Source organism: Xanthomonas translucens pv. undulosa (assembly GCF_017301775.1).
GTDB lineage: Bacteria > Pseudomonadota > Gammaproteobacteria > Xanthomonadales > Xanthomonadaceae > Xanthomonas_A > Xanthomonas_A translucens.
Genome location: NZ_CP063993.1, coordinates 226,190 through 250,150, shown reverse-complemented (window position 1 = coordinate 250,150; position 23,961 = coordinate 226,190). Strand labels below are relative to the sequence as shown.

The 23,961-nt window shown below is 67.9% G+C and carries 21 protein-coding genes; 15 read left to right on the top strand and 6 right to left on the bottom strand.

From position 1 onward, the window contains the following. The first annotated feature begins 4 nt into the window (after nucleotides 1-4). From lapB to galU, 4 genes are read left to right on the top strand one after another with little or no spacing between them, the layout of a single operon-like run. Nucleotides 5-1,183, top strand: a complete 1,179-nt coding sequence (lapB, locus tag ISN38_RS00890) for a lipopolysaccharide assembly protein LapB (protein WP_003468665.1) — start codon at nucleotides 5-7, stop codon at nucleotides 1,181-1,183. Beyond that, nucleotides 1,184-2,155, top strand: coding sequence for an MraY family glycosyltransferase (locus ISN38_RS00885; RefSeq protein ID WP_058358634.1), 972 nt, complete (start codon nucleotides 1,184-1,186; stop codon nucleotides 2,153-2,155). A gap of 17 nt (nucleotides 2,156-2,172) precedes the next feature. Beyond that, a complete protein-coding gene (locus ISN38_RS00880; protein WP_003468661.1) occupies nucleotides 2,173-4,083 on the top strand; it encodes a polysaccharide biosynthesis protein in 1,911 nt (636 codons plus the stop codon). Next, nucleotides 4,083-4,979, top strand: a complete 897-nt coding sequence (gene galU / locus ISN38_RS00875) for a UTP--glucose-1-phosphate uridylyltransferase GalU (protein ID WP_003468660.1) — start codon at nucleotides 4,083-4,085, stop codon at nucleotides 4,977-4,979. The genes ISN38_RS00880 and galU overlap by 1 nt, the downstream gene beginning before the upstream one ends. Before the next feature lie 124 nt (nucleotides 4,980-5,103). Here the strand turns inward: galU and ISN38_RS00870 are convergent, their stop codons facing one another. From ISN38_RS00870 to ISN38_RS00860, 3 genes are all read right to left on the bottom strand, one after another. Further along, nucleotides 5,104-6,309, bottom strand: coding sequence for an acetyl-CoA C-acyltransferase (locus ISN38_RS00870; protein WP_058358635.1), 1,206 nt, complete (start codon nucleotides 6,307-6,309; stop codon nucleotides 5,104-5,106). Nucleotides 6,310-6,434: 125 nt separating this feature from the next. Continuing rightward, a complete protein-coding gene (locus ISN38_RS00865; protein ID WP_058358636.1) occupies nucleotides 6,435-8,807 on the bottom strand; it encodes a 3-hydroxyacyl-CoA dehydrogenase/enoyl-CoA hydratase family protein in 2,373 nt (790 codons plus the stop codon). Between the two features lie 60 nt (nucleotides 8,808-8,867). Then, nucleotides 8,868-9,500, bottom strand: coding sequence for a TetR/AcrR family transcriptional regulator (locus ISN38_RS00860; protein ID WP_003468651.1), 633 nt, complete (start codon nucleotides 9,498-9,500; stop codon nucleotides 8,868-8,870). Nucleotides 9,501-9,722: 222 nt separating this feature from the next. Between ISN38_RS00860 and ndk the strand changes: the two genes are divergently transcribed. From ndk to ISN38_RS00805, 11 genes are all read left to right on the top strand, one after another. Then, entirely contained in the window at nucleotides 9,723-10,148 is a 426-nt protein-coding gene (gene ndk, locus ISN38_RS00855; protein WP_003468646.1) for a nucleoside-diphosphate kinase, read from the top strand. Between the two features lie 9 nt (nucleotides 10,149-10,157). Further along, nucleotides 10,158-11,363, top strand: coding sequence for a dual-specificity RNA methyltransferase RlmN (rlmN, locus tag ISN38_RS00850; protein ID WP_425509976.1), 1,206 nt, complete (start codon nucleotides 10,158-10,160; stop codon nucleotides 11,361-11,363). Continuing rightward, a complete protein-coding gene (pilW, locus tag ISN38_RS00845) occupies nucleotides 11,350-12,168 on the top strand; it encodes a type IV pilus biogenesis/stability protein PilW (protein WP_108084926.1) in 819 nt (272 codons plus the stop codon). The genes rlmN and pilW overlap by 14 nt, the downstream gene beginning before the upstream one ends. Then, the gene (locus ISN38_RS00840) at nucleotides 12,165-13,031 is read left to right on the top strand and encodes a RodZ domain-containing protein (RefSeq protein ID WP_003468640.1); all 867 of its coding nucleotides are present in this window, start codon (nucleotides 12,165-12,167) and stop codon (nucleotides 13,029-13,031) included. Before pilW ends, ISN38_RS00840 begins: the two co-directional genes overlap by 4 nt. Nucleotides 13,032-13,095: 64 nt before the next feature. Beyond that, nucleotides 13,096-13,734 (top strand): YfgM family protein, encoded by a 639-nt coding sequence (locus tag ISN38_RS00835; RefSeq protein ID WP_003468638.1) that lies wholly within the window; start codon nucleotides 13,096-13,098, stop codon nucleotides 13,732-13,734. Next, nucleotides 13,734-15,089 (top strand): outer membrane protein assembly factor BamB, encoded by a 1,356-nt coding sequence (gene bamB / locus ISN38_RS00830; RefSeq protein WP_003468636.1) that lies wholly within the window; start codon nucleotides 13,734-13,736, stop codon nucleotides 15,087-15,089. The genes ISN38_RS00835 and bamB overlap by 1 nt, the downstream gene beginning before the upstream one ends. Before the next feature lie 15 nt (nucleotides 15,090-15,104). Further along, on the top strand, nucleotides 15,105-16,502 hold the full coding sequence (der, locus tag ISN38_RS00825) for a ribosome biogenesis GTPase Der (protein WP_003468634.1): 1,398 nt from the start codon (nucleotides 15,105-15,107) through the stop codon (nucleotides 16,500-16,502). A 7-nt stretch (nucleotides 16,503-16,509) separates the two neighbouring features. Beyond that, entirely contained in the window at nucleotides 16,510-17,115 is a 606-nt protein-coding gene (mobA, locus tag ISN38_RS00820) for a molybdenum cofactor guanylyltransferase (protein ID WP_003468631.1), read from the top strand. Next, entirely contained in the window at nucleotides 17,112-18,329 is a 1,218-nt protein-coding gene (locus ISN38_RS00815; protein WP_003468625.1) for a molybdopterin molybdotransferase MoeA, read from the top strand. Before mobA ends, ISN38_RS00815 begins: the two co-directional genes overlap by 4 nt. 62 nt (nucleotides 18,330-18,391) lie before the next feature. Beyond that, nucleotides 18,392-19,531 (top strand): molybdopterin-synthase adenylyltransferase MoeB, encoded by a 1,140-nt coding sequence (gene moeB / locus ISN38_RS00810; protein WP_003468623.1) that lies wholly within the window; start codon nucleotides 18,392-18,394, stop codon nucleotides 19,529-19,531. 252 nt (nucleotides 19,532-19,783) lie between these two features. After that, nucleotides 19,784-21,625 (top strand): monovalent cation:proton antiporter-2 (CPA2) family protein, encoded by a 1,842-nt coding sequence (locus ISN38_RS00805; RefSeq protein WP_206712014.1) that lies wholly within the window; start codon nucleotides 19,784-19,786, stop codon nucleotides 21,623-21,625. Nucleotides 21,626-21,657: 32 nt separating this feature from the next. On the opposite strand, the gene ISN38_RS00800 is transcribed toward ISN38_RS00805, so the two are convergent. The 3 genes from ISN38_RS00800 to ISN38_RS00790 all read right to left on the bottom strand — a co-directional run bounded on the left by ISN38_RS00800 (nucleotide 21,658) and on the right by ISN38_RS00790 (nucleotide 23,950). Continuing rightward, complete coding sequence (locus ISN38_RS00800; RefSeq protein WP_241753973.1) at nucleotides 21,658-22,635, bottom strand: IS110 family RNA-guided transposase; 978 nt, start codon at nucleotides 22,633-22,635, stop codon at nucleotides 21,658-21,660. A gap of 244 nt (nucleotides 22,636-22,879) precedes the next feature. Next, a complete protein-coding gene (locus tag ISN38_RS00795; RefSeq protein ID WP_047324890.1) occupies nucleotides 22,880-23,653 on the bottom strand; it encodes an alpha/beta hydrolase in 774 nt (257 codons plus the stop codon). Continuing rightward, the gene (locus ISN38_RS00790) at nucleotides 23,654-23,950 is read right to left on the bottom strand and encodes a DUF1244 domain-containing protein (RefSeq protein WP_003472500.1); all 297 of its coding nucleotides are present in this window, start codon (nucleotides 23,948-23,950) and stop codon (nucleotides 23,654-23,656) included. It abuts the gene before it with no gap. Between the last annotated feature and the right edge of the window lie 11 nt (nucleotides 23,951-23,961).

Below are 23,961 nucleotides of genomic sequence, written 5' to 3'. Positions count from 1 at the left end.
TTCGATGGACTTCCTGACCGAGTGGTTCTGGTTCTTCCTGTTCCTGCCATTGGCGGCGCTGAGCGGGTGGGTGATCGGCCGCCGCGGCGGCCAACGCCATGGCGACACGCAGGTCAGCCGCCTTTCCAGCACCTATTTCCGCGGCCTGAACTATCTGCTCAACGAAGAGCCGGACAAGGCGATCGAGCTGTTCCTGCACATCGCCGAACTGGACAAGGAAACCTTCGAGACCCAGGTCGCGCTCGGTCACCTGTTCCGCCGTCGCGGTGAAGTGGATCGGGCGATCCGCTTGCACCAGGGCCTGGTGCAGCGCGCCGACCTCAGCGATCCGCAGCGCGTGCAGGCCTTGTTGGCGCTGGGCGAGGACTACATGAAGTCCGGCCTGCTGGATCGGGCCGAGACCGTGTTCACCGAGCTGGCGCAGATCGACCAGCGCGCGCCGCAGGCGCTCAAACACTTGATCGGCATCTACCAGGCCGAGCGCGAATGGGAAAAGGCGATCGACAACGCCACCCGCTACGAAGACGTGACCGGCGAGCCGATGGGCAAGCTGATCGCGCAGTTCGAATGCGAACTGGCCGACCGCTACCGCGCCTCCGGCAAGTCCGAGCTGGCGCGGGCGGCGATCGCGCGCGCCTACCAGGCCGACGCCACCTCGGTGCGCGCCGGCATCCTGGAAGGGCGCATCGACGTGGACGACGGCAACGACGAGGCCGCGATCCGCGCCTTCGAACGCGCCGCGCGCCACGATCCGGACTATCTGCCGGAGATCATGCCGGCGCTGATGGACTGCTACCGTCGCGGCAACGATCTCAGCGGCGCGCGCGCTTTCCTGTCGGAAATGACCGAGCACTATCGCGGTATCGCCCCGGTGCTGGCGCTGACCCGCTTGATGGAATCGCAGGAAGGCGTGTCCGCGGCGCGCGCCTACCTCGGGCGGCAGCTGAAGGACCGGCCCTCGGTGCGCGGCGAATCGGCATTGATCGACCTGACCCTGGCCGAGGGCGCCGATTCGACTGCCACACTGCAGGATCTGAAGCACATCACCGACCAGTTGCTGGTGCGCAATCCCAGCTACCGCTGCACGCGCTGCGGCTTCGGCGCCCGCACCCACCACTGGCAATGTCCGAGTTGCAAGGAGTGGGGTACGGTCAAGCCGCTGCTCAACTACGCGGTGGTGTAGGTGCCGGTCGCAGGGTGGACGCTGCTCGCGGCGCTGGCGGCGTTCAGCGCGGTCGGGACCTGGCTGTCGCGCCGCTATGCCCTGACGCGCAAGTTGATGGACGCTCCCGGCGAGCGCCGCAGCCATACGGTGGCGACGCCGCGCGGCGGCGGTGTGGCGATCGTGGTCGCGGTGCTGGCGGCCTGCGCGTATGCGGCGGCACTGTGGCCGCCGCAGGGCATGGCCATTGCGGCGTTCGCTGGCGGGCTGGTACTGGTCGCCGGCATCGGCTGGTGGGACGATCACCGCCCGCTGTCGGCCGCGCTGCGGCTGCTGGTGCATGCGCTGGCGGCCACCCTGTTGGCCGGACTCGTCTACCGATTGCAGCACAATCCCTGGCTGACCGCGTTGACCTGGCTGGCGACGATCTCGCTGATCAACATCTGGAACTTCATGGACGGCATCAATGGCCTGGCGACCAGCCAGGCAATGCTGGTGGCGTTGGGCTTCGCCTGCCTGCTGCCCGCGCCGTTGCGCTGGCCGTGCTGGGTGTTGATCGTGGCCTGCGCCGGCTTCCTGCCGTTCAACTATCCGCGTGCGCGCATCTTCCTCGGCGACGTCGGGAGTGGGGCGCTGGGATACTTGGTCGCCGCATTGTTCGCGCTATGCAACAGCGTGACCCAGCTCACGCCATGGTTACTGTTGATACCAATCTCAGCGTTCGCCATCGACGCCGGCTTCACATTGCTGTCGCGCATGCTCGCTGGTGAACGTTGGTGGCAACCGCATGCGCAACATTTTTACCAGCGTTGGGTACATACAGGCAGGAGCCACACGCTTGTGACCTTCGCCTATGCCCTGTTCAGCATTGTCGCGATTACAATTGCCTGGTTAGGTGAAACGTTGCAAACCGCCGGGCAGGCTGGGTTGGCGCTTGCCTGGTATGCATTGGCGAGTGCGCTTTGGCTGACTTTGCGCAAGGGATTGTGCTGAACTCTCATGGATAACTGATGCTATCGACCCGCGACCGTCTGACCGAGCTGTTCCCCAAGGCCTCCGTGGTCGTGCACGATCTTGTGATCGTGTGGATCTGCTGGCAGTCGCTGCATGCGGCGCGTTACACGATGCTGCCCGGCGAGCATCCCTTGCCCTTGTGGAATCTCAATACCGCCATCGTGCTGGTGGCGCAGGGCCTGGTGTTCTGGAAGGTCGGCTTGTACCGCGGGCTGTGGCGCTTCGCCAGCGTTCCGGATCTGTTGAACATCTTCAAGGCCAGTTTCTATGGCCTGGTCGCGATCGTGCTGGGGCTGGCATATAGCCGCTTCGATGCCATTCCGCTGTCGGTGCTGATGGTCTATCCGTTCGCGCTGTCGGCGCTGCTCGGCGCGCCGCGGCTGCTGTACCGCGCCTGGAAGGACTACCAGATCGCGCATTCGGACGAGACCGCGCGACGCGTGTTGATCGTCGGCGCCGGCCGTGCGGCCGAGGCGCTAGTGCGCGACCTGCGCCGTTCCGGCGCCTATCATCCGGTTGGCTTCGTCGACGATGCCGGCCATCTGCACGGCGCCAAGCTGCAGGGCCTGCCGATCCTGGGCCGGATCGACGAAGCTGGCGCGATCGCCAAGGAAACCGCGGCCAAACTGCTGGTCATCGCGATCCCGTCGCTGGATGCGACCGGCATGCAGCGGGTGGTGGCGATCTGCGAAAGCACAGGGTTGCCGTTCCGGACCGTGCCGCGCCTGCTCGACGTGCTCGAAGGCCACTATCTGCCGGGCGAATTGAAGGAGGTCGCGATCGAGGATCTGCTCGGGCGCAAGCCGGTGACCCCGGACTGGAAGCTGATCAATGCCTGGTTGTCCGGGCGCACGGTGATGGTGACCGGTGCCGGCGGCTCGATCGGTTCGGAGCTGTGCCGGCAGTGCGCGCGCCATGGCGCGCGCAAGGTGGTGCTGCTTGAGATCGACGAACTGGCCTTGATCACCATCCACGCCGATCTGCACCGCACCTTCCCGGACCTGGAGATCGAGTGCGTGCTGGGCGACTGCGGCGATCCGGCAGTGACCCGTCATGCGATGCGCATCGCCGAGCCGGATGCGGTGTTCCATGCCGCCGCCTACAAGCAGGTGCCGCTGCTGGAGAAGCAGTTCCGCGAGGCGGTCCGCAACAACGTGCTGGCCACCGAGAACGTGGCGCGCGCCTGCGTCGCCGCCAAGGTCTCGACCTTCGTGTTCATCTCCACCGACAAGGCGGTCAATCCGGTCAACGTGCTCGGCGCCTCCAAGCGCTACGCTGAGATGGTGTGCCAGTCGCTGGATGACCAGACCGTGGGCACGCGTTTCGTCACCGTGCGTTTCGGCAACGTGCTGGATTCGGCCGGCAGCGTGGTGCCGCTGTTCCGCGAGCAGATCCGCCAGGGCGGCCCGGTCACCGTGACCGATCCGCAGGTGACCCGCTATTTCATGACCATTCCCGAGGCCTGCCAGTTGATCGTGCAGGCCGCCGCGTCGGCGTCGCACGGCGCGATCTATACGCTGGACATGGGCGAACCGGTGCCGATCCGCCTGCTCGCCGAGCAGATGATCCGTCTGGCCGGCAAGCAGCCCGGTCGCGACATCGCCATCGTCTACACCGGGCTGCGTCCGGGCGAGAAGCTGCACGAGACCCTGTTCTATTCCGATGAGAACTATCGTCCCACCTCGCATCCGAAGATCCTCGAGGCTGGCGCACGCACGTTCTCGCGCGAGAACGTGTTGCAGGGCCTGCAGCAATTGCGCGCTGCTGTGGCCGAATACGACAGCGATAGCATCGAAAAAGTGCTGCGCACGACAATGCCCGAATTCTCGCCGCTGCGACAACAAGCTGGTCAGGATAGCTCCGCTACAATTGTTCCCTTCCCCGCACGCGAGGCCAGAAGGCTCTGATGATCAAGAGAATCCGCAAGGCAGTTTTCCCGGTTGCAGGTCTGGGTACCCGCTTCCTCCCCGCCACCAAGACGGTACCCAAGGAAATGCTGCCGATCATCGATCGGCCGTTGATCCAGTACGCCGTGGACGAGGCGATCGAGGCCGGTTGCGACACCCTCATTTTCGTCACCAACCGCTACAAGCATGCGGTTGCGGACTATTTCGACAAGGCCTACGAGCTGGAACAGAAGCTCGAACGCGCCGGCAAGCTCGAGCAGCTGGAACTGGTGCGCCACGTGCTGCCCAACGGGGTGCGCGCGATCTTCGTGACCCAGGCCGAAGCGCTCGGCCTCGGCCATGCGGTGCTGTGCGCCAAGCCGATCATCGGCGACGAGCCGTTCGCGGTGCTGCTGCCCGACGATCTGATCTGGAACCGCGGCCCCGGCGCGTTGGCGCAGATGGCCGACGTGGCCGAGCGCTCCGGCGCCAGCGTGGTCGCCGTGCAGGACGTGCCGCACGAGAGCACTGGCAGCTATGGCATCGTCGCCACCGAGGCGTTCGATGGAAGCGAAGGCAAGATCACCGCGATCGTCGAGAAGCCCAAGCCGGCCGATGCGCCGAGCGACCTGGCCGTGGTCGGCCGCTATGTGCTCAGTTCCAAGATCTTCGATCTGCTGGAAAAGACCGTGCCGGGCGCCGGCGGCGAGATCCAGCTGACCGACGCGATCGCCGCGCTGATCGAGAGCGATCCGGTGCATGCCTACCGTTTCGAGGGCACCCGCTTCGACTGCGGCACCCATATCGGCCTGATCGAGGCGACCATCCGCTATGCGCTGGAGCACGAGAAGCTGAGCAAGCCGGCGCAGGACATGATGCGTCGTGCGCTGGCCGACGTGGACGCCGGCAGCAAGTAAACGCACGGCGAGGCTGCCGAAGCGCGCGGGTCCGCCGCGTTGCGTACGGGGTTCGGCAGCGCACCCGCCGATGCAAGAAAAAGGGCAGCCTGGGCTGCCCTTTTTCGTTGCCCAAACGCGCCGCTCAGAGCGCTTCGATGATGCCGGCCGCACCCATGCCGGTGCCGATGCACATGGTGACCATGCCGTACTTCTGCTGGCGGCGGCGCAGGCCGTGCACCAGCGTGGCGGTGCGGATCGCGCCGGTGGCGCCGAGCGGATGGCCGAGCGCGATCGCGCCGCCGAGTGGATTGACCTTGGACGGATCCAGGCCGCTGTCGCGGATCACCGCCAGCGACTGCGCGGCGAAGGCTTCGTTGAGCTCGATCCAGTCGATCTGGTCCTTGCTCAGCCCGGCCTGCTTGAGCGCCTTCGGGATCGCCGCGATCGGGCCGATCCCCATCACTTCCGGGCGCACGCCGGCGACCGAGAAGCTGACGAAGCGGGCGAGGGGAGTCAACCCGTAGTCCTTGATCGCCTGCTCGGAGGCCAGCAGCACCGCGCCGGCGCCGTCGCTCATCTGCGAGGAGTTGCCGGCGGTGACACTGCCGCCGAACTGGCCGTTGCGGAACACCGGGCGCAGCTTGGCCAGGCCTTCGATCGAGCTGTCCGGGCGCGGACCCTCGTCGGTATCGACCAGGCGTTTGCGCAGCGCGATCACGTTGCCGGCCAGGTCGGGCTGGTGCGACAGGATCTCGTACGGGCTGATCTCGTCGCGGAATTCGCCGGCGGCGATCGCGGCGATGGCCTTCTGGTGCGAGGCGAGCGCGAACGCGTCTTGGTCCTCGCGCGACACCTTCCATTCCTCGGCCACCTTCTCGGCGGTGATGCCCATGCCGTAGGCGATGGCGACGTGGTCGTCGGCGAACACGCTTGGCGACAGCGCGACCTTGTTGCCCATCATCGGCACCATCGACATCGACTCGGTGCCGCCGGCCAGCATCAGGTCGGCATTGCCCAGGCGGATCTGGTCCGCGGCCAGCGCCACGGCCTGGATGCCGGAGGAGCAGAAGCGGTTGATGGTCTGCCCGGCCACCGAATTCGGCAGCCCGGCCAGCAGCACGCCGATGCGCGCCACGTTCATGCCTTGCTCGCCCTCGGGCATCGCGCAGCCGATGATCGCATCGTCGATGCGCGAAGGGTCGATGCCCGGCGCCTGCGCGACCACTGCGCGCAGCACGTGCGCCAGCAGGTCGTCCGGACGGGTATTGCGGAACACGCCCTTGGGCGCCTTGCCAACCGGGGTGCGGGTGGCGGCGACGATGTAGGCGTCTTGGATTTGTCTGGTCATTTGGGGAGTCTCGAATGGCTGGAAGTTTGCTGGTTCGGGACTCGGGACCCGGGACTCGGAAAAGCAAGAGCCGCCACAGCGCGCTTTTGACTTTCCGAGTCCCGAGTCCCGAGTCCCGTCTTCAATCAGTTCCTCAACGGCTTACCCGTCTTGAGCATGTGCCCGATCCGCGCCTGGGTCTTTTCCTGCTGGGCCAGTTCGACGAAGTGCTTGCGCTCGAGCTTGAGCAGCCACTCTTCGTCCACCAGTGCGCCGCGATCGACTTCGCCGCCGCACAGCACGGTGGCGATGCGGGTGGCGATCTCGTAGTCGTAGTCGCTGATGAAGCGGCCTTCCAGCATGTTGACCAGCAGCATCTTGAAGGTGGCGATGCCGACGTCGCCGGCGACCTGGATGCGGCGTGCCGGCAGCGGCGGGCGGTAGCCGCTCTCGGCCAGCGCGCGCGCTTCGGCCTTGGCGATGTACAGCGCCTCGTAGCTGTTGAACACGACCTTGTCGGTGCCGCGCAGCAAGCCCAGTTCCTTGGCGTTGACCGCCGAGGTGGAAACCTTGGCCATCGCCACGGTCTCGAAGGTCTTCTTCAGCTCGGCGAACACGTCGCCGCCCGGACCGGCCGCCTGCGAGGCGCGCACCGCGATCTCCTTCAGGCCGCCGCCGGCCGGCAGCAGGCCGACGCCGGCCTCGACCAGGCCGATGTAGCTCTCCAGCGCGGCCACGGTCTTGGCGCTGTGCATCTGGAATTCGCAGCCGCCGCCCAGTGCCAGGCCGCGCACCGCCGCGACCACCGGCACCAGCGAATACTTGATGCGCTGGCTGGTGGCCTGGAAGTTGGCGACCATCGCCTCGAACGCATCGACCTTGCCGGCCTGCAGCAGGCCCAGCGCGCCGGCCAGATCGGCGCCGGCGGAGAAGGGTTCCTTGTGCTGCCACAGCACCAGGCCATTGAAGTCCTTCTCGGCGCGGCCGACCGCTTCCTGCAGGCCGTCCAGCACCTGGTCGGACACGGTATTCATCTTGGTCTTGAAGCTGACCACGGCGATGTCGTCACCGTCGTGCCACAGGCGCAGGCCGTCGTTCTCGAACACGGTCTCGCCAGGCGCGAAGGTCTCGCCCAGCAGCGGATCGGGGAAGCGCTGGCGCTGGTACACCGGCAGCGCCGAACGCGGCAGCTTGGCGTTGCGCGCCGGGCTGTAGCTGCCTTCGGCAGCATGGACGCCGTCGCGGCCGTCGAACACCCAGTCCGGCAGCGGTGCGCTGGACATGGCCTTGCCGGCCACGATGTCGTCGGCGATCCACTGCGCGACCTGCTTCCAGCCGGCGGCCTGCCAGGTCTCGAACGGACCCAGCGACCAGCCGTAGCCCCAGCGGATCGCCAGGTCCACGTCGCGCGCGGTCTCGGCGATATCGGCCAGATGGTAGGCGCTGTAGTGGAACAGGTCGCGGAACGTCGCCCACAGGAACTGCGCCTGCGGGTGCTTGCTCTCGCGCAGCTTGGCGAACTTCTCCGCCGGGTTCTTGATCTTCAGGATCTCGACCACTTCCGGCGCCGCAGTGCGGTCGGCGGCGCGGTAGTCCTGCTTCGCCAGATCCAGCACTACGATGTCCTTGCCGACCTTGCGGAAGATGCCGGCGCCGACCTTCTGGCCCAGTGCGCCCTTGGCGATCAGCGCCTCCAGCCACTTCGGCGAGGCGAAGTACTGGTGCCACGGATCGTCGGGCAGGGTGTCGGCCATGGTCTTGATAACGTGGGCCATGGTGTCCAGGCCGACCACATCGGAGGTGCGGTAGGTCGCCGACTTCGGGCGGCCGACCAGCGGGCCGGTCAGCGCGTCCACTTCGTCGAAGCCCAGGCCGGACTGCGCGGTGTGGTGGATGGTGGACAGGATCGAGAACACGCCGATGCGGTTGCCGATGAAGTTCGGGGTGTCCTTGGCATAGACCACGCCCTTGCCCAGGGTGGTGACCAGGAACGCTTCCAGGCCTTCCAGCACCGCCGCATCGGTGCCCTTGGCCGGGATCAGCTCGGCCAGGTGCATGTAGCGCGGCGGGTTGAAGAAATGCACGCCGCAGAAGCGGTGGCGCAGCTGCTCGGGCAGCACGTCGGACAGCGCATTGATGCCCAGCCCGGAGGTGTTGGAGGCCAGCACCGCGTGATCGGCTACGAACGGGGCGATCTTCTTGTACAGGTCCTGCTTCCAGTCCATGCGCTCGGCGATGGCTTCGATGATCAGGTCGCAGCCGCGCAGCTGTTCCAGGCCGGAGGCGTAGTTGGCCGGCGTGATCGCCTCGGCCAGGGTGGCGCTGGCGAGCGGGGCGGGGCTCAGCTTGGTCAGGTTGGCGATGGCCTTGAGCACGATGCCGTCGGGATGGCCGTCCTTGGCAGGAAGGTCGAACAGGACGGTGTCGACGCCGGCGTTGGTCAGGTGCGCAGCGATCTGCGCGCCCATCACGCCCGCGCCCAGGACGGCAACACGGCGGACTAGCAGGGGGTTGGACATAGCGATCAGCCTCTGTGGATCAACGATTGCGGGATGTGGTCGGAACGGGGTGTTGCGGAATCAGGGCGCGCTGCGCGCCAGGAAGCCGGCCTCGGCGAAGCGGATCAGTTCGCGCGCGGCATGGGCGCGATGCGCGCCTTCGCTGACCCCGGCGGGACGCTTGATCAGGCCGAAGTCGGCCATGGCGTAGGTCAGCGCGCCGGCCAGGAAGTCCAGGCGCCAGTAAAGTTCTTCCTTGCTCAGTTCGGGCGCGCAGACGGCGATGGCCTTGCCGAATTCGCGCAGCACGTGGCCGTAGTGGTCGGACAGGAACTGGCGCAGGCTGTCGTTCTTTTCGGCATAGGCGCGGGCGATCACGCGCACGAAGGCGCCGCCGCTCTGGCGGTCCTGGGCCATCGCCAGCGCCGGCTCCACGAATGCGGCCAGCACCGGCCCGAGTTGGCCAGGATGCGTGCGCTGCGCGGTTTCCAGCTGTGTCAGGCGCGCCGCGGTCATCTCGTCCATGCGTCGCCGGAACACCTCGTTGACCAGGTTTTCCTTGGAACCGAAGTGGTAATTCACCGCGGCGATGTTGACGTCGGCCTGGCTGGTGACCTGGCGCAGCGAGGTCCCGGAAAAGCCGTGCTGGGCGAACAGTTCCTCGGCCGCGCTGAGGATGCGGTCCTTGGTCGAGAAGTGCGCTTGCTTTGCCATGCGGCCGCCAGAATCAATCAAACGATTGTTTGAGTCTAAGCCTGGCATCCGCCTGCGTCATGCTGCAATGCAGCACGATTCTGCGGGCGGCCGTGCAAATCGCATTGCGATTGGATAGAATTGTCCACCGCAATTCTGGCTAAGCCCGCGTTTTGACGCGGGTTTTTTTCATGCTAACCTCGGGCCAACTGATCTAGTGGCCCGCCCAACGGAGAACTTCCCATGGCGCTGGAGCGCACCCTGTCCATCATCAAGCCCGATGCCGTCGCCAAGAACGTCATCGGCGAGATCTATTCCCGCTTCGAGAAGGCCGGCCTGAAGGTCGTGGCCGCCAAATACAAGCAGCTGTCGCGCCGCGAGGCCGAGGGCTTCTACGCCGTGCATCGCGAGCGTCCGTTCTTCAACGCGCTGGTCGAGTTCATGATCTCCGGCCCGGTGATGATCCAGGCGCTGGAAGGCGAGAACGCCGTGGCCGCGCACCGCGACCTGCTCGGCGCCACCAACCCGAGGGACGCCGCGCCCGGCACCATCCGCGCCGATTTCGCCGACTCGATCGACGCCAACGCCGCGCACGGTTCCGATTCGGTCGAGAACGCGGCCAACGAAGTGGCGTATTTCTTCGCCGCCACCGAAGTGGTTTCGCGCTAAGAGGTCATCGTGAACGAGGTCGTCCACACCCCGTTGGCGCTCGCCGATCCGATCCGGACCGGTGCGGCCGCCAAGCAGAATCTGCTCGACCTCGATCGCGAGGGCCTGGAGCGCTTCTTCGCCGACACGCTCGGCGAAGCGCGCTACCGCGCCCACCAGGTGATGAAGTGGATCCACCATCGCTACGTCACCGACTTCGACCAGATGACCGATCTCGGCAAGGCGCTGCGGGCCAAGCTGCAGCAGCATGCCGAGGTCGTCGTCCCCAACATCGTGTTCGACAAGCCGTCCACCGACGGCACTCACAAATGGCTGCTGGCTATGGGCAGCGACGGCAAGAACGCGATCGAGGCGGTGTACATCCCCGACAAGGGCCGCGGCACGCTGTGCGTGTCCTCCCAGGTCGGTTGCGCATTGAACTGCACGTTCTGTTCGACCGCCACCCAGGGCTTCAACCGCAACCTGTCCACCGCCGAGATCGTCGGCCAGGTGTGGGTCGCGGCGCGGCATCTGGGCAACGTGCCGCATCAGCAGCGCCGTCTCACCAACGTGGTGATGATGGGCATGGGCGAGCCGCTGATGAATTTCGACAACGTCGTGCGCGCGATGAGTGTGATGCGCGACGACCTCGGCTACGGCCTGGCCAACAAGCGGGTCACGCTGTCCACCTCCGGCCTGGTGCCGATGATCGATCGCCTGTCCACCGAGAGCGACGTGTCGCTGGCGGTGTCGCTGCATGCGGCCGACGACGTGCTGCGCGAGACGCTGGTGCCGCTGAACAAGAAGTACCCGGTCGCCGAACTGATGGCCGCTTGCGCGCGCTACCTGCGCGCCAACAAGCGGCGCGAGTCGGTGACCTTCGAATACACGCTGATGAAGGGCATCAACGATCAGCCCGAGCATGCGCGGCAGCTGGCGCGGCTGATGCGCCAGTTCGACAACGCGGTGCAGGCCGCGAACGCCGGCAAGGTCAACCTGATCCCGTTCAATCCGTTCCCGGGCACGCGCTACGAGCGCTCCGGCGAAACGGAAATCCGTGCGTTCCAGAAGATCCTGCTCGATGCGCAGGTGCTGACCATGGTGCGGCGCACGCGCGGCGACGACATCGACGCGGCCTGCGGTCAGCTCAAGGGGCAGGTTCTGGACCGCACCCGCCGCCAGGCCGATTTCCAGCGCCAGTTGCAGACCCAGGCGGACCGGGATGCGGCGGCCTAGACACGCCCTGTCCATCGCGCTGTCGGTCGCGGCGCTGCTGGCGCTGTCGGCCTGCGCCGGACGCAGCAGCAAGCCGGGTAAGCTGCGCAGTGTCGAGCAGGTGGCACCGGACTACGATTTCCGCGACAACGGTCAGGTCAAGGCGCGCTATGCGCTGCAGGAACAGCTGGGCCTGTCCGGCAACCGGCTCAGCGGCGGCGATCTGGCAGGCGCCGCGGACCATGCGCGCAAGGCCTTGGCGCTGGCGCCGGAGTCGGTGCAGGCGCACACGCTGCTGGCGGTGGTCGCCGGGCGCCGCGGCGATGCCGTCACCGCCGGCGAGCATTACCGCAAGGCGGCCGAACTGGCACCGAACCGCGGCGAGACCTTGAACAACTACGGCGCCTGGCTGTGCGCCAACGGCGCCATCGCCGAATCGCTGCAGTGGTTCGATCGCGCGCTGGCGGCCCCCGGCTACGCCACGCCGGCATCGGCCCTGGCCAATGCCGGCGGTTGCGCGTTGCAGATCGGCCAGCGCGAACGCGGCGTACGCGACTTGCGCAAGGCGCTGGCGCTGCAGCCGGACAATGCCTACGCGCTGGAAGCGATGGCGCGCGACGAAGCGGCGCAGACGCGCTTTTTCGAGGCGCGCGCCTTCTCCGAACGGCGTCTGTCGGCTGCGCCGGCCACTGCATCCGTGTTACAACTTGCGATTCAGATTGAACAAGGGCTGGGCGACATGGCTGCTGCCGGCCGTTACCAACAGCGGTTGCGCAAGGAGTTTCCCGATGCCGCGACCACCACTCCCGGGGCTAGTGCATTGTGATCAGTGATTCCAATCCGAACGCTTTCGACGGCGCCAAAGGTTGCGGGCAACAGCTCCGCGAAGCGCGCGAAGCCGCCGGCCTGAGCATCGACGACGTCGGTAGCCGCTTGCGCATGCCGCTGCACGTGATCCGTGCATTGGAAACCGAGCAATGGGAGCGCCTCGGCGCGCCGGTGTTCGTGCGCGGCCAGCTGCGCAGCTATGCGCGCCTGCTCGGGGTGGACCTGGATCCGCTGCTGGCCAGCGCGCACATCGCGCCGGTGCAGCCGGTGGAGCTGATCAGCCACACGCATACGCCGCCGCTGCGGCGCATGCTCGAAAGCGCCACCCGGCGCCTGGTGTACGTGGTGATCACCGCCGGACTGGCGGTGCCGGTATGGTACGCGACCCGCACCCATTTCGCCGAAGACGGCCCCAGCACCGCGTCGCTGGACGTGGTGCCGGCTGCGCCGGGCGATACCGCGCCGTCCGCGGCCGCCGGCAAGGGCGGCAACGGCAACGCCGCTGCGCCCGCGCCGGTCGCCCACACCGCGCCCAGCGCGGCGCCGTACATCGCCTCGCTGACGCCGCTGCCGCGCGCCTCCAGCGAGCCGGACAAGCCCGGCCTGAGCCTGTCGTTCCAGGGCGACAGCTGGGTGCAGATCATCGCCCCGGACGGCACGCCGCTGGAGAAGGCATTGCTGAAAGCTGGCGAAAAGCGCGACTACGCGCCGGGTCAAGTGGGCCGCATCGTGCTCGGCAATGCCTCGGCGGTCCAGGTTCAGCAATCCGGTAGTACCGTGGATCTGACGCCGTACAAGCGCGCGAACGTGGCCCGCTTTGCGGTATCCTCTGACGGTTCCGTGGTGCCAGCGTCCGAGTGACGGCGGCGCGGTTCCTCAATCTCAACATTTCATGTCCCGTCGTTGCGGCGGGGCGAGAGTACGCATGGCGATCGACGACCTGCTCGACGAGCACGAACAAAGCGAACGCGTCCGCACTTGGCTCAGGAAAAATGGCGCCGGCCTGATCGGCGGCATTGCCCTGGGTATCGGCGCGATCATTGGCTGGCAGTGGTGGACCAAGCAGCATTCCAACGACCTGGCGCTGGCCAATTCCCGCTACGACGCCGTGCTCAAGAGCATCCAGGCCAAGCAACTGGACAAGGCCGGCAAGGACATGGCGGCGCTGCAGCAAGGTCCGGCCAACATCTACGCCGAACTGGCCGCGCTGCGCCTGGCCAAGGCGCAAGCCGATGACAACAAGTACGACCAGGCCCTGGCGACGCTGCGCGGCCTCAAGGCCGAGGGCGAGCTGAAGCTGCTGGTCGACCAGCGCGTGGCGCGGTTGCTGATCGAGACCGGCAAGAGCGATGACGCGCTGAAGCTGCTGGCCACGGCCGACGACAACCAGAGCCTGGAGATCCGTGGCGATGCGCTGATCGCGCAGGGCAAGCGCGACGCGGCACGCGAGGCGTACGCCAAGTCGTTGACCACCCTGGACGTGGCGGCGCCGCAACGGCGACTGCTGGAAACGAAATTGATGGATGCGGGCGGCACCGTGCCGAATCCTGCGGAGCCGATCTGATGAAGGTAGTCATGTTTAAGCGCATCGCGACCATCGCGCTGCTGGGTCTGGCGCTGTCCGGCTGCAGCACGGTCAAGGGCTGGTTCGCAGGCAAGGACGCGGCCGCCAAGAAGGCCGCCGAGCCGGCCGAACTGGTCGATTTCAAGCCGTCGGTGAAGGTCGTCAAGCTGTGGTCCACCGATGCCGGCAAGGGTGAGAAGCGGATCGGCGTGCGCCAGCATCCGGCCGTGGCCGACGGCAAGGTGTACCTGGCCGCGGCCTCCGGTTCGGTCTACGCGCTGAACCTGCAGACCGGCAAGACGCTGTGGGAATACGACGCCAAGAAGGCGCGCAAGGAGCGCATGTCGCAGGTGCAGGCGCAGCCGGAGAGCCAGGTCGAGGGCGAGTCCAGCAAGGGCCTGTCCAAGGACGAGCGCGTGGCCTACAAGCAGCGCCTGCGCAACGAGAAGCAGCAGGCCAAGGAGCGCAAGCGGCTGGAGAAGAACCGCCCGCTGCCGCGCTTCGCCGGTGGTCCTGGCGTGGGCGAGGGCTTGGTCGTCGTCGGCGGCCTGAATGGCGAGGTGATCGCGCTCGACGCCGCCAGCGGCACCGAGAAGTGGCACGCCAAGGTGCCCAACGAAGTGATCGCCGCGCCTGTCGTCTTGCAGAACCTAGTGTTCGTGCGTAGCAACGATGGCCACGTCACCGCGTTCGATGCGAGCAGCGGCCAGCAGCGCTGGTTCCACGCGCAGGAACTGCCGACACTGACCGTGCGCGGCAACGCGCCGGTGGTGTCCGGCCCGGGCGTGCTGTTCATCGGCAACGACGACGGCACCCTGGCGGCGCTGGCGATGCAGGATGGGCGCGTGCTGTGGGAGCAGACCATCGGCGTGCCGGAAGGGCGTACCGAACTGGAGCGCATGGCCGACGTGGACGGCGCTCCGGTGTTGGAAGGCACCACCCTGTACGCGACCAGCTTCAAGAATCAGACCGTGGCGCTGGAAGGCCCCAGCGGGCGTCCGCTGTGGACCCGCGATCATGGCGGCGCCGGCGGTGTCGGCGTCAGTTCCAGCAGCGTGGTGGTGGCCGACAACGCCGGTTCGGTGTGGGCGCTGGACAAGGCCACCGGCTCGGCGACTTGGTCGCAGCCGGCGCTGGCACGGCGTTCGCTGACCGGCGTGGCGATCCAGGGCGACTACGCCGTGGTTGGCGACTACAAGGGTTATCTGCATTGGTTGAAGCTCGACAACGGCGAGATCGCCGCACGCGAGCGGGTGGGACGCAAGGCGTTGGTAGCGCAGCCGGTGGTGGCCGATGGCATCCTGCTGGTCCAGAACACGAAAGGCGACCTGACCGCGTTCCGGTTGGGTCAATAAGGGAAGGAATTCGCGATGCTGCCGCTGGTCGCCCTGGTTGGACGGCCGAATGTCGGCAAGTCCACGCTATTCAATGCGCTCACGCGCAGCCGCGACGCGCTGGTCCATGACCAGCCCGGTGTCACCCGCGATCGCAACTATGGGGTGTGCCGGCTGGAGCCGGACACCCCGTTCGTGATCGTCGACACGGGCGGCATTTCCGGCGAGGAAGAAGGCCTGGCCGGCGCCACTGCGGAGCAGGCGCGTTCCGCGGCCGGCGAAGCCGACCTGGTGCTGTTCGTGGTCGATGGCCGCGAGGGCTCGTCCTCCCTCGACGACGAGATCCTGGCCTGGCTGCGCAAGCTGGCGCGGCCGACGCTGCTGCTGATCAACAAGATCGACGGCACCGACGAAGACCAGGTGCGCGCCGAGTTCGCGCGCTACGGCCTGGGCGAGGCGATCGCGGTGTCCGCGGCGCACCGCCATGGCATCGACGACCTGCTCGAGGAAGTGCTGTCGCGCTTGCCGGAAGAGGGAGCCGGCGCCACGCTGGACACCGATCCTGCGCGCATGCGCATCGCCTTCGTCGGCCGTCCCAACGTCGGCAAGTCGACGCTGGTCAACCGCTTGCTCGGCGAGGAGCGGATGATCGCGTCCGAAGTGCCGGGCACCACCCGCGATTCGATCGCGGTGGACCTGCAACGCGACGATCGCCTGTACCGGCTGATCGACACCGCCGGCCTGCGCCGGCGGGGCCGGGTCGAGGAGGCGGTGGAGAAGTTCAGCGTGTTCAAGACGCTGCAGGCGATTGAGCAATGCGAGGTCGCGGTGCTGCTGCTCGATGCCACCGAAGGCGTCACCGACCAGGACGCCAGCGTGCTCGGCGCGATCCTGGACGCCGGCCGCGCCCTGGTGGTGGCGGTCAACAAGTGGGACGGGCTGACTGACTACCAGCGCGAGCAGGCCGAGGCGCTGCTGTCGCGCAAGCTCGGCTTCGTACCCTGGGCCGAAGCGGTGCGGATCTCGGCCAAGCACGGCTCCGGCCTGCGCGAACTGTTCCGCGCGATCCACAGCGCGCATGCCTCGGCTGTGCGCGTCTTCAGCACCAGCGAAGTCAACCAGGCGCTGGAAGTGGCCTACGAGACCAATCCGCCGCCGAGCATCCGCGGCCACGTCTCCAAGCTGCGCTACGTGCATCCGGGCGGCAGCAATCCGCCGACCTTCATCGTCCACGGCACCCGGCTGAAGGTGCTGCCGGAGTCGTACAAGCGCTATCTGGAGAATTTCTTCCGCAAGCGCTTCAAACTTGTCGGCACGCCGGTGCGCTTCATGTTCCGCGAAGGCGCCAATCCGTACGAAGGCAAGAAGAACGTGCTGACCGAGCGCCAGGTCGCCAAGAAGCGGCGCCTGATGAAGCACGTCCGCGGCAAGTAGTCCGGCGATGGACGCGCGGCGCGAGGTCACGCTGGGCATCCTCGCCGGCGGCCGCGCGCAGCGCCTGGGCGGTTGCGACAAGGCCTGGCTGCAACGCGACGGGCAGCCGCTGGTGCGGCAACTGGTGCAGGCGCTGGCGCCTTCGGTGGCCGCGGTACTGGTCAGCGCCAACCGCGACCTGCCGCGCTATGCCGCCGTCGGCCTGCACGCGGTGCCCGACCGGATCGTCGCGCCAGCGGGCGCCGAACGCTCGCTGGGGCCGATCACCGGTCTGGATGCGCTGGCCGCCGCCTGCACCACGCCATGGCTGCTGACCTTGCCGGTGGATCTGCGCCGGCTTCCGTCGGCACTGCCGACGCTGCTGATCGATGCGGTCGGTGCCGGCGATGGCGCCTATGTCGAGGACGACGACGGCCTGCAGCCGCTGGTGGCGCTGTACCGAGTCGCCCGCCTGCGTCCCGCGCTGGCCGCGGCGTTGGCGGCGCGGGATTACGCGCCGCGCGCCCTGCAGCGAGCGTTGGCGCTGGCCTGCGTGCGCCTGCCGGGGGTGGTCCTGGGCAACCTCAACACGCCGCAGGATCTGCACGCAGCGGGTATCCTGCCGGCGCCATGAACGACTATCCCTCCCGCATTGCCTATTCCGAAGCGCTGGCCATCGTCGCCAGCGTTGCCCAGTCGCGCCCGTTGCCGACCGAACGCTTGGCGCTGCCGCGCGCCGACGGGCGCATCCTGCTCGCGCCGCTGGACGCGCCGATCGACCTGCCGCCGTTCGCCAACAGCGCGATGGACGGCTTCGCGCTGCGCCATGCCGATCTGCGTGCGGATGCGCCCACCATGCTGCGCCTGGCCGGCGAGCAGTTCGCCGGCGAGGACTTGCAGCAGGCGATCGGCGTCGGCGAATGCCTGCGCATCACCACCGGCGCGCCGCTGCCGGCGGGTGCCGATACGGTGGTGATCAAGGAAAACGTCGTCGAGCGCGACGGCCAGGTGCAGGTGCCGGCCGCGCCGGCCGCCGCTGCGCATGTGCGCGTCCGCGGCGAGGATGTGCGTGCCGGCGAACGCGTGCTCGAAGCGGGCGTGGTGCTGACGCCGTCGCGGATCGGTCTGGCCGCCGCGCTTGGCGTGGCGCAGGTGGCGGTGGCGGCGCGACCGACCGTGGCGGTGTTCGCCACCGGCGACGAGCTGGTCGAGCCTGGCATGCCGCTCAAGCCCGGGCAGATCTACAATAGCAACCGCGACATGCTGATGGCGCAGCTGCGCCTGCTCGGCCTGGAGCCGACCGCGTGGCCGACGCTGCCGGACGATCCGCAGCGGATCGAAAGCATGCTGAGCGATGCGGCCTCGGCGTTCGACGTGGTGCTGACCTGCGGCGGCGTCTCCGCCGGCGAGAAGGACTATCTGCCGCGGTTGCTGGCCGAGCGCGGCCGCATCCATTTCTGGAAGGTGCGCATGCGCCCCGGCATGCCGCTGCTGTTCGGTGAGCTGGACCGTGCCCTGTTCCTGGGCCTGCCCGGCAACCCGGTGTCGGTGCTGGCCACATTCATGGCGATCGGGCGGCCGCTGCTGGACGCGCTGCAGCAGCGCACCGAGCCGCGCCCGCAATGGCGCGCGCGTCTGGCCTCGGGCTGGGACAAGCGCCACGACCGCCTGGAATTCCTGCGCGGGCGCATGCGCTGCGACGCGCACGGGCAGCTGTGGGTGGAGCCGAACCCGGCCGACGGCTCGCACCGCCTGCGCGGTGCCGCCGACAGCGACGTGCTGCTGCGCCTGGACGAGGGCGCGCGCCGTTTCGATGGCGGCGACGTGGTCGAGATGTTCGCGTACTGAGCCGCGCGTGTGTGGGTTGCTGAGCGAAGGACGCACCACAGGTTTGCGCCGATAATGCCCGCATGAGCATTCGACAACTGACCCCGCAGCAGGCCCGCGCGCGCATCGCCCAGGGTGCGCGGCTGATCGACGTGCGCGAGGAACACGAACGCGCCGCCGGCATGGCCGAGGGCGCGCTCGGCGTGGCCCGCGCGCAGTTGCAGGACGATCCGGCCGCGCATCTTGGCGCGGCCGATGCCGAGACGATCCTGATCTGCCAGAGCGGCAAGCGCTCGCATGAAGCGGCGCTGTTCCTGCAGCAGGCCGGCTATTCCGCGATTGCCTCGGTGCTGGGCGGCACCACGCGCTGGCAGCGCGACGGGTTGCCGCTGCAGCGGCCGGCGCTGGCGCCGGAGCAGCAGGATTTCTTCGAGCGCTATTCGCGCCACCTACGCCTTCCCGAGGTCGGCATCGACGGCCAGCGGCGGTTGCAGGCGGCGCGCGTGCTGCTGGTCGGCGCCGGCGGGTTGGGTTCGCCGGCAGGTTTCTACCTGGCGGCGGCTGGAGTCGGCCAGCTGCGCATCGCCGATGACGACGTAGTCGATCGCAGCAACCTGCAGCGGCAGATCCTGCACACTGAGGCGCGGGTCGGGCAGTCCAAGGTGGCGTCGGCGGCCGCGGCGTTGGGTGCGCTGAATCCGGGCGTGCGGGTCGAGGCAGTGCGCGAACGGGTGAGCGCGGCCAATGTCGAACGCCTGTTGCAGGACGTGGACGTGGTGCTCGACGGCTCGGACAACTTTCCGGCGCGCTACCTGCTCAACGACGCCTGCGTGAAACTCGGAAAGCCGCTGGTGTACGGCGCGGTGCAGCGCTTCGAAGGCCAGGTCAGCGTGTTCGACGCCGGCCGCCGGCGCGGCCAGGCGCCGTGTTACCGCTGCCTGTTCCCGGAGCCGCCGCCGCCGCAGTTCGCCCCCAGCTGCGCCGAGGCCGGCGTGCTCGGCGTGCTGCCCGGCATCGTCGGCCTGCTGCAGGCCAACGAAGTGCTGAAGCTGCTACTGGAGATTGGCGAGCCGCTGCGCGGCCGCCTGCTGTACTTCGACGCGCTGGCGATGCGCTTCCGCGAAACCCGCCTGGCCGCCGATCCGCAGTGCCCGGTCTGCGCGCCCGGCCTGGCGTTTCCTGGCTACATCGACTACGCCCAGTTCTGCGGCGCCCACACCTGAGCACGGCATCCGGGCTTTTCTGTAGGAGCGGCTTCAGCCGCGACGTGGCTTCACCGGTAACGCCCGTCGCGGCTGAAGCCGCTCCTACAAGGGGGGCGACCAATTTTGTGGAACCGTGCTTCAGTCCCGCCGCGCGGATGGCGAAGCGAACGTTGCAGACGAAAGCGACGTATCGATGGCGTCGCCGCCGCAGTATGCCGTCCCGCACATCGGTGCATGAGACCGGTCCGACCATGTGCGTAGAATCGGCGCATGACCAGTGCAGCCGACAGCAGCGAATTGATCAAGGTGGTGGCATTGCTCGGCGCCGCGGTGGTGGCGGTGCCGGTGTTCCGCCGCCTCGGCCTGGGCTCGGTGCTCGGCTATCTGGCCGCGGGCCTGGCGATCGGGCCGTTCGGATTCGGCTGGTTCGCCGATCCGCAGGCGATCCTGCATGTGGCCGAGCTGGGCGTGGTGATGTTTCTGTTCGTGATCGGGCTGGAGATGCGGCCCTCGCACCTGTGGAGCCTGCGCAAGCAGATCTTCGGCCTGGGCACGGCGCAGATCGTGGTCTGCGCGACGGTACTGACCGGGGTCGGGCTGGCACTGGGGCTGTCCTTGCCGGTGGCGTTCATCGCCGCGTCCGGCTTCGTCCTCACCTCTACCGCAGTGGTGATGCAATTGCTCGGCGAGCGCGGCGACATCGCCTTGCCGGCCGGGCAGAAGATCGTCGCGATCCTGTTGTTCGAAGACCTACTGATCGTACCGTTGCTGGCGGTGGTGGCGTGGATGGCGCCGGTGCCGGTCGCCGCCGATGCGCCTTCGCGCTGGATTGGCATCGGCATCGGCGCGGCAGCCATCGTCGGCCTGCTGGTGGCCGGGCGCTGGCTGCTGAACCCGCTGTTCCGGTTGCTGGCCGCGGCCAAGGCGCGCGAAGTGATGACCGCCGCTGCGCTGCTGGTCGTCCTAGGGGCGGCCTTGCTGATGCAGCTCGGTGGGCTGTCGATGGCGATGGGCGCGTTTCTGGCCGGCGTGCTGCTGTCCGAGTCCACCTTCCGCCACCAGATCGAGGCCGACATCGAGCCATTCCGCGGCATCCTGCTCGGGCTGTTCTTCCTCGGAGTGGGCATGGCCCTGAACCTGGCGGTGGTGGCGGCGAACTGGACCCTGATCCTCAGCGGCGTGCTCGCCTTCATGGCGGCCAAGGCCGCGTGCATCTACCTGGTCGCGCGGCTCACCGGCAGCGGCCACACGCAGGCGTTGGACCGCGGCGTGCTGATGGCGCAGGGCGGCGAGTTCGCCTTCGTGCTGTTCGCTGCCGCCGGCGCGGCCGGGGTCATCGATGCGCAGGTCAATGCCAATCTGACCGCGATCGTGGTGCTGTCGATGGCGCTGACCCCGCTGTTCGTGCTGCTGTACCGGCGCTGGGCGCCGGTGGAGGCGCCGTCGCTGGATGGCGTGGAGGCGGCCGACGGGCTCACTGGCAGCGTGCTGATCATCGGCTTCGGCCGCTTCGGCCAGGTCGCCAGCCAGTCGTTGCTGGCGCGCGACGTGGACGTGACCATCATCGACAACGACATCGAGATGATCCAGAGCGCGGCCGAGTTCGGCTTCAAGATCTATTACGGCGACGGCACCCGGCTGGACGTGCTGCATGCCTCGGGCGCGCACAGCGTGCGCGCGATCGCGGTGTGCATCGACAACCGCGAGGCGGCCAACCGTATCGTCGAACTGGCCACGCAGGAATTTCCGCACGCCAAGCTGCTGGTGCGCTCCTACGACCGCGAGCATTCGCTGAAGCTGATCGCCGCCGGGGTGGACTACCAGATCCGCGAAACCTTCGAATCGGCGGTGGAATTCGGCCAGGCCGCGCTGATCGAACTGGGCATGGCCGAGGACGAGGCCGCGGGCATCGCCCGCGCGATCCGCCGTCGCGACGCCGAGCGCCTGGACCTGGAGATCGCCGCGGGCGATGTGCGCGCCGGCAGCGGCCTGATGTACGGCAACATCGCCCCGGCGGTGCCCAAGCCGACCCCGTTCACCCCGCCGCGGCGCGAGAGCCGCACGCTCAATCCCGAAGCGGTGCCGGCGGCGGACGCGCGCCGTAACGATTAAGGCACAGCCGACCTGTAGGAGCAACTGTCTTCTCATCCGATCACCTCACGCCATGGTGTGCGATCTCGTGCCATGGCGTTGAGTCGGATAAGCAGTACGCGCATGCATGCGGTGATGGCGACCTTGGCGGGCTTGCCGCGTGCCCGTAACTGTTGATAAAGCTCCTTGAAGGAGGCTTGGGTGCGCACAACGCTCCAACAGGCCATGTACAGCACTCGTCGGATCGTGGCACGCCCGCCGCGGATGCGGCGTTTGCCGCAGTGCTGCCCGCTGTCCACGTTGTAGGGAGCCAGGCCGACCAGGGCCGCGATCTGGCGACGATCCAGCGTCCCCAGTTCGGGCAGATAGGCCATCAGGCTGGCGGTGGTGACCTCGCCGATGCCCGGGACCGTGCCCAGGGCGTGCGCCAGCGCATCGTCGAGCTGGCACCGCACCTGCTTGATCGCCTGGTTCATCCGCTGGATACGGCGGCGCAAGTCGCCGATCTGCTCGATCAGGCACGCGCGCACCATGGCCAGGGTCGCCTGATGCAACCGACGGCGCTCGTCGTCACGTTGCTGGACCAGTTGCTCGCGGCGCTGGACCAGCATGCGCAGTTGCTCACGCAAGGGATCGGGAACCGGCGCGGGCGCTTGCACCAGTTGAGCCATGCGCGCCAGCAAGGCCGCATCCAGCGGATCGGTCTTGGCGGTTGTGCCCAAGGCCGTGGCGAAAGCGCGTGCCCGGCGCGGATTGATCCGGGTCACCGGGATCCCTGCCGTGGCCAGTGCCGTCATCACCGCCCGTTCGTAGCCGCCGGTGGCCTCCAGCAGCGCGTTGCCGACGCAGTGCCCGGCAAGGTGGTCGCACAGGCGCTGGTGGCCCTGGGCGGTATTGGGAAAGGACAGCAACTGGTCCAGGGGAAGCACGTGGACGGCCAAGGTGTCCTTGGCCACATCGATACCGATCCAAAGAGGCATAAGCGTTAGGTAGACTAAGGGACAGGAGAGAGCCACCTCGTCGCTGCCCACGCTTGTGAAGTTCGAGCGAACGCTCGTTCAACTGTTCGGGCTAGGCAACGAGGTCGATGTGCGGCCGCCCTGGCTCCTACACGTGCTGGAACACTGCGGCCTGTCGGCGTGCCGCACATCGCTCTCCACTCAAACTGTAAAGCAACCTCTAGACACAAGCGGCTTCAGCCGCGACCGGACGTTACCGGTGACGCCCCGGTCGCGGCTGAAGCCGCTCCCACAGGAACTGCGCGATCTGAATGCGTCAGCGCAAAAACGCCTGCAAGGCCTGCGCATAGCGCGGGTCGGCGCTGATGTCGTTGTGTCCGGCGTGGGGCAGGGCGACCAGGGTGGGCGCTTGCGGCAGCGCGTCGAGCAGACGCTGCGTGCTCGCCGCCGGCACCACCTGATCGCGGCCGGCCCGCAACACCAGCAACGGGCCACGATAGGTGCGCAGTGCGCTGGCCGAGTCGTAGCGGTCGCGCAGCAGCCAGCGCACCGGCGCCCACGGGTAGTGCGCCTGCGCGGCCGCGGCCAGGCTGTCGAACGGGGTGACCAGCACCAGCCGCGCCAGCGGCCGCCGCGCCGCCAGCTGGCTGGCCACGCCGCTGCCCAGGCTGCGCCCGAGCACCGCGATCTCGGCCTGCGGCTGTGCGGCGCGCACATGGTCGTACAGCGCCAGCGCATCGCCGATCAGCGCCGCTTCGTTCGGCGTGCCGTCGCTGGCGCCGTAACCGCGGTAGGCGAGCAGGTACACGCTGTAGCCGGGCAGCAGCGGCGCCAGTTGCGCGCGCGCCTGGCGCAGGTCCTCGGCGTTGCCGCCGAAGTACAGCAACACCTTGTCGCGTCCGGGATTGAGCTGCCAGCCGCGCAGGCGCAACGCCCGGCTGCGCGGCAGGGTGAAATCGGTCTGCGCCGCCGCCACGCGGGTCGCCTGCGGGAAATACAGCAGGTCGCGCTGGCCCAGGTAGAGCAGGGCGCAGACCACCAGGTAGGCGACGGCGGCGATCGCCGCCACGATGCCCAGGTGACGCAGCATCTATGCGCGCCGGCGTTGTGCGTCGGCGAAGGCCGCCAGTTGTTGCGGCGTGGCTTCGGCCTGGAACTGCGTCTTCCAGTCGGCGAACGGCATGCCGTAGACGCGCTCGCGCGCCTGTTCCTTGCTCAGCGTTTCGCCTTCGGCAGCCGCGGCCTCGCGGTACCAGTCGGCCAGGCAGTTGCGGCAGAAGCCGGCCAGGATCATCAGATCGATGTTCTGCACGTCGCTGCGCTCCTGGTTGAGGTGCTGCAGCAGCCGCCGGAACGCGGCGGCCTCGATGCGGGTGGTGTCGGTCATGGCGGAATCGG

Excerpts from the sequence above, each read along its gene's own strand:
- lapB (WP_003468665.1), top strand. The coding sequence starts at position 5 with ATGGACTTCCTGACCGAGTGGTTCTGGTTCTTCCTGTTCCTGCCATTG.
- ISN38_RS00880 (WP_003468661.1), top strand. The coding sequence starts at position 2,173 with ATGCTATCGACCCGCGACCGTCTGACCGAGCTGTTCCCCAAGGCCTCC.
- galU (WP_003468660.1), top strand. The coding sequence starts at position 4,083 with ATGATCAAGAGAATCCGCAAGGCAGTTTTCCCGGTTGCAGGTCTGGGT.
- ISN38_RS00870 (WP_058358635.1), bottom strand. The coding sequence starts at position 6,309 with ATGACCAGACAAATCCAAGACGCCTACATCGTCGCCGCCACCCGCACC.
- ISN38_RS00865 (WP_058358636.1), bottom strand. The coding sequence starts at position 8,807 with ATGTCCAACCCCCTGCTAGTCCGCCGTGTTGCCGTCCTGGGCGCGGGC.
- ISN38_RS00860 (WP_003468651.1), bottom strand. The coding sequence starts at position 9,500 with ATGGCAAAGCAAGCGCACTTCTCGACCAAGGACCGCATCCTCAGCGCG.
- ndk (WP_003468646.1), top strand. The coding sequence starts at position 9,723 with ATGGCGCTGGAGCGCACCCTGTCCATCATCAAGCCCGATGCCGTCGCC.
- pilW (WP_108084926.1), top strand. The coding sequence starts at position 11,350 with ATGCGGCGGCCTAGACACGCCCTGTCCATCGCGCTGTCGGTCGCGGCG.
- ISN38_RS00835 (WP_003468638.1), top strand. The coding sequence starts at position 13,096 with ATGGCGATCGACGACCTGCTCGACGAGCACGAACAAAGCGAACGCGTC.
- bamB (WP_003468636.1), top strand. The coding sequence starts at position 13,734 with ATGAAGGTAGTCATGTTTAAGCGCATCGCGACCATCGCGCTGCTGGGT.
- der (WP_003468634.1), top strand. The coding sequence starts at position 15,105 with ATGCTGCCGCTGGTCGCCCTGGTTGGACGGCCGAATGTCGGCAAGTCC.
- mobA (WP_003468631.1), top strand. The coding sequence starts at position 16,510 with ATGGACGCGCGGCGCGAGGTCACGCTGGGCATCCTCGCCGGCGGCCGC.
- ISN38_RS00815 (WP_003468625.1), top strand. The coding sequence starts at position 17,112 with ATGAACGACTATCCCTCCCGCATTGCCTATTCCGAAGCGCTGGCCATC.
- moeB (WP_003468623.1), top strand. The coding sequence starts at position 18,392 with ATGAGCATTCGACAACTGACCCCGCAGCAGGCCCGCGCGCGCATCGCC.
- ISN38_RS00805 (WP_206712014.1), top strand. The coding sequence starts at position 19,784 with ATGACCAGTGCAGCCGACAGCAGCGAATTGATCAAGGTGGTGGCATTG.
- ISN38_RS00795 (WP_047324890.1), bottom strand. The coding sequence starts at position 23,653 with ATGCTGCGTCACCTGGGCATCGTGGCGGCGATCGCCGCCGTCGCCTAC.
- ISN38_RS00790 (WP_003472500.1), bottom strand. The coding sequence starts at position 23,950 with ATGACCGACACCACCCGCATCGAGGCCGCCGCGTTCCGGCGGCTGCTG.